Genomic DNA, 4,832 nt, shown 5'->3' with positions numbered 1-4,832 from the left:
TCCATTATTTTGGTTGAATAAGGGCAGAGCTACTTTTGCTGTCATAAATGTGTTAGATGAATTAATGATAGCCTGCCTCGGTGTAATCTCCCCTGTTGGTGTTCCAGGCGCATTCGTAATGTTATTTTGATTATCATACTGAAAAGTACCTTTATCTAAATAAGTATCTTCTGGTTGGAAAAGCTTTTCATTTAATCCAATTAAAATAGTGAGTGGTTTTATAGTAGAAGCCATATTTACATAAGATTCACCATACTTTAATTTTTGAATTGCTTTATTTTGCGAAAGAGATTTAATGTTTTCTTTTCTAGAAGATACATGTGTATTTAATATATTTGGATTAAAAGCTACCGAGTTGGCCATAGTTAAAATTGCGCCAGTTTTTGCATCGCTCACTATAGCATAACCAGCTTTAGCATCAGGTGTTTTCTTAATTTGAGATTTTAATGCTTCTTCTGCCTTTTGCTGCAACTCAGAGTCTAAAGCTAGCCGCACATCTTTTCCTTTTTGTACTTTTTGAATGTTCCATAAGAACTTTTTATTATTCAATTTAAAAATAAGAGTTTTGCCTGGTTTTCCTTTTAAATCATTTTCATATTGCAGCTCAATCCCGCTTTTTCCAACAGCCATATGCTTGGACTTAAGGTCATTTTCTACATACCCAATTACTTGTGAACCAATTTCGTGTTTAGGGTAATATCGAATCCATTCATCTTTAATTATTACATTATTGGGTTTGTTTTTGTTTATGAATGCAAGTTCATTCTCATTTATATCAGAGTATAACGGTATATCATTCATAGTCTTCTTTTTACAAGATTGTTGTAATTGAGATTTTATGTTCTCTGTAGAAATATCATGTTGAAACTCGCTTGAAAATTGGTTAAAAAAAGCTAATGTGTTTGATGTATCTTGTTTCGATAGCTTTTCATCATTAGAAGTGCAATATAGAGACTTAACTTTCTTATTTGTAGCTAGCATTACACCATTTTTATCAAAAATCTTTCCTCTTTCAGCTGAAGAAGTTGCGATAGTAATTGAAATGAATTTTATTTTTACTAAAAGTAGTAAAATCAAACCTACAATAGAAAGAACCGCAAAAAATCTCCATCTTCTTGTATGTAACATATAACCCTCCCTTATGTAGCCTATTTCATCTTATATTTAATTATTTTTTTTGTAAATGTGGAACAACTTTATTGTTTAGGTTGTCTATTAAGTATTACAGCATGAAGAAAGGAATAATTAGCATGAAAATTTACTAGCAAGTTTATATGTAAGTTTAATAAGAGTTATTATACAGTTTAGCACTTCTAATGCAAGTGGCAAAAAAAATAGAGAGAAAACAAGAAGGGAGAGTTATTAATTCCGTAGCTAAGCGAAAAGGAATGGTTGCTTACAAGGATTAAGCAAAAAATTGAGGCGATATTTATAACCGATTATCGGTATCTAATATATAAGGAATGCTTTTAGTATTTGTAGCAATTCCTGAAAGGATTAAATGGAGGATTTATGAAAGGACAAAAAGGCAAGAAGCAGAAGACATATATATCTATTCGATTAAATATAATGTTCCTTTGCATATTTGTACTATTCTCAGCTATTATTATGCAGCTAGGAAAGGTACAAATCGTTGAGGGAGAGGCTTATAAGAACCAAGTGGAAAGTAGTCAAAATGCAATAACTAGTATTCCAGTTCCACGTGGACAAATTTTAGATCGAGAAGGGAAAACAGTTGTTAATAATAAATCTCTTCGCACAATTACGTATACAAGGGTGAAGGGAATTACGAGTGAAGATATTTTAAAAACAGCAAAAGACTTGGCGAAAGTACTTGAAATGCCTGAACAAGATATAAATAAATTAACAGATATCGATAAAAAAGATTTTTGGATGCAGTTGAATTTGAAACGTGCGGAGACAAAGATTACTAAGAAAGATATAGAAAAGTTTAAAGAAAAGGGTATAGAGGGAAAAGAGTTAGATAAAAAAATAGAAGACTTAAGACGAGGTCGTGTTACAGAGGTAGAATTAGCAGAATTAACAGCACAAGATTTAAAGGTGTTAGCTATTAAAAGTAAAATGAGTTCAGGTTATCAACTAACACCACAAATTATTAAAAAAGATGTAACAGATGAAGAGTATGCGCGGATAAGTGAAAACCTTGCGAATTTTCCAGGAGTAGATGCAACTGTTGATTGGGAACGTAATTATGTAAATGGTAATTTATTTCGTTCTGTATTAGGAAATATTACGAGTAGTGAAGAAGGATTACCGAAAGAAAATTTAGATTCTTATTTAGTACGTGGATATAACCGTAATGATCGTGTTGGAAAAAGTTATATTGAACAACGATATGAAGATGTATTACACGGCACAAAAGAAGAAGTGAAAAATATTACTGATAAATCAGGAAACATTGTTAGCACAGAAATAATCTCTAAAGGAAAAAGTGGTAATAGTTTAACATTAACGATTGATATGGAATTACAAAAGAAAGTGGAAGAAAGTATAGAAAAAAACTTGAGAGCTTTTAAGAGTTCAGAGCCACTGCTCGATCGAGCTTTTGTTGTCATGACGAATCCAAATAACGGACAAATTTTATCAATGGCAGGCAAAAAGATTGTAGAAAAAGAAGGGAAAATAGAGGTTGAGGATTTGGCATTAGGAAACATGACAACTTCGTATGAGCTAGGGTCAGCTGTAAAAGGTGCTACTTTATTAACTGGATATGAGACAGGGGCAATACATCCAGGAGATCAATTTTATGACGCGCCGATGAAATTTAAAGGTACACAAGCTAAGAAATCGTGGAATGTATCCGGATTTGGTAATATTAATGATTTACGGGCTTTACAAGTATCTTCGAATGTATACATGTTCCAGACAGCTTTAAAAATTGCGGGAGTTAATTACGTACCAAATGGCTCATTGGATATTAAACAAGGAGCATTTGATACGATGCGCTATTATTTCAAGCAATTTGGTTTAGGTGTCCCAACAGGTATTGATTTACCGAATGAAATAATTGGACAAACGAGAAAAGTAGATAGTCAACCTGGGTTTTTACTAGATTTTTCTATCGGTCAGTATGATACGTATACGCCGTTGCAATTAGCGCAATATATTTCAACGATTGCGAATGGTGGTTATAGAATGCAACCTCAAATTGTACAAGAAATACGAGAACAATCAATAAAAGAAGAGGTTGGCAAAGTTATACGTTCCATAGAGCCTGTCGTATTAAATCGAATTGATATGAAGAAAGAACATATTGATCGGATAAAAGAAGGGTTTAGATGGGTATTCCAAGAAGGTGATGGAACTGGCGTGAAATATTTCAAAAACGCGCCATATAAACCAGCAGGAAAGACAGGAACAGCCCAAACTGTATATGGTGGAGATGACCCGATTGGTAGAAATGCAAAAGGAGAACGTATGGAATGTTACAACTTAACGTTAGTTGGATATGCTCCATATGATAATCCAGAAGTAGCATTTTCCGTAGTAGTTCCATGGCTTCATGATGATAAAAATGGAATTAATTCTATAATTGGAAAGGAAGTATTAGATGTATACTTTGATTTGAAACAGCAACGTATACATGGTGAAGCTACTAGTACAGGTAGTTCTAAGCAAAATTAGAGTACTTTTCTCAGGGAAGAGACCCTGTTCATATAAAGCCATTTATAAGTAAAAAAATGAAATATGAAATAAGAGATAGAGGCGTCGTAGCTACTATCTCTTATTTTGTTAATAACTCTCATACTAGCTATAATTTTTTTAGTTTGTGGAACAAATTTGGTTCGGTGATTGTCTATTATGTGTACGTATAAAAAGGTGCTAAAAATTTGGAAGGAATGATGATTTTGAAAAATAAGAGGATGCTAAAAATAGGAATATGCGTTGGTATATTAGGTTTAAGTATTACAAGCCTAGAAGCTTTTACAGGAGAGTCACTGCAAGTTGAAGCGAAAGAAAAGACTGGACAAGTGAAACATAAAAATCAGGCGACGCATAAAGAGTTCTCACAACTTGAGAAAAAATTTGATGCTCGAGTAGGTGTATATGCGATTGATACTGGTACAAATCAAACAATCTCTTATCGATCTAACGAAAGATTTGCCTTCGCATCAACCTACAAGGCTTTAGCAGCAGGAGTATTACTACAGCAAAACTCAATTGATACATTAAATGAAGTAATCACATTTACGAAAGAAGACTTAGTGGATTATTCACCTGTGACAGAGAAACATGTAGATACTGGAATGAAACTAGGAGAAATTGCTGAGGCTGCTGTTCGTTCAAGCGATAATACTGCAGGGAACATTTTATTTAATAAAATAGGAGGACCGAAAGGATATGAAAAAGCGCTTAGGCATATGGGGGATCGGATTACTATGTCTGATCGCTTTGAAACAGAATTAAACGAAGCTATTCCAGGAGACATTCGTGACACTAGTACAGCGAAAGCTATTGCTACGAATCTTAAAGCTTTTACGGTCGGAAATGCACTTCCAGCTGAAAAACGTAAAATTCTTACAGAGTGGATGAAAGGAAATGCTACAGGGGACAAACTTATTCGTGCAGGCGTACCAACTGAATGGGTAGTTGGAGATAAATCAGGTGCTGGTAGTTACGGGACAAGAAATGATATTGCTATCGTTTGGCCTCCAAATAGAGCACCAATTATCATCGCAATTTTATCTAGTAAAGATGAGAAAGAGGCAACCTATGATAATCAACTCATTGCAGAGGCAACTAAAGTTATAGTTAAGGCTCTTAAATAGTATTTTAGTTTTCGCATTTTTAACATGAAAGTATTAAAAGTA

At 33.6% G+C, this 4,832-nt stretch carries 3 protein-coding genes; 2 read left to right on the top strand and 1 reads right to left on the bottom strand.

Going from position 1 to position 4,832, the window contains the following annotated elements:
* A partial coding sequence (locus ACQGS6_RS23005; RefSeq protein ID WP_426965660.1) for a penicillin-binding transpeptidase domain-containing protein occupies positions 1-1,128 on the bottom strand: 1,128 nt, incomplete at its 3' end.
* A gap of 384 nt (positions 1,129-1,512) precedes the next feature.
* On the opposite strand from ACQGS6_RS23005, the gene ACQGS6_RS23000 reads away from it, so the two are divergent.
* Both ACQGS6_RS23000 and bla read left to right on the top strand, forming a co-directional pair.
* The gene (locus ACQGS6_RS23000; protein WP_098218274.1) at positions 1,513-3,645 is read left to right on the top strand and encodes a peptidoglycan D,D-transpeptidase FtsI family protein; all 2,133 of its coding nucleotides are present in this window, start codon (positions 1,513-1,515) and stop codon (positions 3,643-3,645) included.
* 218 nt (positions 3,646-3,863) lie between these two features.
* Positions 3,864-4,790, top strand: coding sequence for a class A beta-lactamase Bla1 (gene bla, locus ACQGS6_RS22995; RefSeq protein WP_009326957.1), 927 nt, complete (start codon positions 3,864-3,866; stop codon positions 4,788-4,790).
* The last annotated feature ends 42 nt before the right edge of the window (positions 4,791-4,832 follow it).

It is taken from the genome of Bacillus sp. GMs2/2 (assembly GCF_050172095.1).
Lineage (GTDB): Bacteria > Bacillota > Bacilli > Bacillales > Bacillaceae_G > Bacillus_A > Bacillus_A cereus.
This window is presented reverse-complemented; position numbering and strand designations above follow the sequence as displayed.

Excerpts from the sequence above, each read along its gene's own strand:
- ACQGS6_RS23000 (WP_098218274.1), top strand. The coding sequence starts at position 1,513 with ATGAAAGGACAAAAAGGCAAGAAGCAGAAGACATATATATCTATTCGA.
- bla (WP_009326957.1), top strand. The coding sequence starts at position 3,864 with ATGATTTTGAAAAATAAGAGGATGCTAAAAATAGGAATATGCGTTGGT.